The sequence below is a fragment of the Pseudoalteromonas sp. T1lg48 genome (assembly GCF_002964785.1).
GTDB lineage: Bacteria > Pseudomonadota > Gammaproteobacteria > Enterobacterales > Alteromonadaceae > Pseudoalteromonas.
On the sequence record NZ_PQCC01000017.1, the window covers coordinates 1 to 503 of the forward strand.

Below are 503 nucleotides of genomic sequence, written 5' to 3' on the forward strand. Positions count from 1 at the left end.
ACAAGGTAGCCCTAGGGGAACCTGGGGCTGGATCACCTCCTTATACGATTTAGAACGAATTTGTTCGCAGTGTCCACACAGATGATTGTTGATTATGAAATAGAGAACAAACGTCATTGTTTGGGTCTGTAGCTCAGCTGGTTAGAGCGCACGCCTGATAAGCGTGAGGTCGGTAGTTCAAGTCTACTCAGACCCACCACTTTGCTTCAAAGCAAAGACCGGTTATAAACAATGCACGTATCCTAGTAATGTGGGGCTATAGCTCAGCTGGGAGAGCGCCTGCCTTGCACGCAGGAGGTCAGCAGTTCGATCCTGCTTAGCTCCACCACTTTACTACTCCTTCTTATAGATAAACATTCTTTCGGGGAAATGCCCTGAGAATAGAGTGTGTTTAACTCTGAGAAGTAATTCTCTTGCTCTTTAAAAATTTGGAAAGCTGATAAAAACTTTGAATTGTTCAATTTTGAATGATTTAGAGTTCTCAATAAGTAAAGAAATATGCC

The 503-nt window shown here is 42.9% G+C and carries 2 tRNA genes; both read left to right on the top strand.

Going from position 1 to position 503, the window contains the following annotated elements:
- Window positions 1–122 precede the first annotated feature (122 nt).
- A tRNA-Ile gene (locus C2M29_RS09260) sits at window positions 123–199 on the top strand.
- 53 nt (window positions 200–252) lie between these two features.
- Window positions 253–328 (top strand) — tRNA-Ala (locus tag C2M29_RS09265).
- Window positions 329–503: the final 175 nt, after the last annotated feature.